The sequence below is a fragment of the Nonomuraea sp. MG754425 genome (genome assembly GCF_021699195.1).
In the GTDB taxonomy this organism is placed as follows: Bacteria; Actinomycetota; Actinomycetes; order Streptosporangiales; family Streptosporangiaceae; genus Nonomuraea.
The window spans coordinates 1-283 of sequence record NZ_SSXE01000583.1 but is presented as its reverse complement, the minus strand read 5'-3'; the positions used below and the strand labels follow the sequence as shown (position 1 = coordinate 283).

The 283-nt window shown below is 75.3% G+C and carries 1 pseudogene; it reads left to right on the top strand.

Going from position 1 to position 283, the window contains the following annotated elements:
* Nucleotides 1-283 (top strand): annotated as a pseudogene (locus FAF44_RS54070) (PadR family transcriptional regulator); the annotation flags it as partial.

Sequence of the window (283 nt, the reverse complement as noted above, 5' to 3'; positions counted from 1 at the left end):
GCTGGCTCATCAGGAAGGACGAGCCGGGAGCCGCCGCCGCGCCCCGGCGCACGCTTTACCTGACGCCCGAGGGGCGCGCGGAGCTGGAGCGCCGCCTGCGCGAGCCCGGCGAGCTCGACATCAGCGACGAGAACCGCTGGTTCACGCTGCTTGCCTTCCTCCGCCACCTCGACGCGCCCGAGGAGCAGGCGGCGCTCCAGCTCCGCGCGCCCCTCGGGCGTCAGGTAAAGCGTGCGCCGGGGCGCGGCGGCGGCTCCCGGCTCGTCCTTCCTGATGAGCCAGC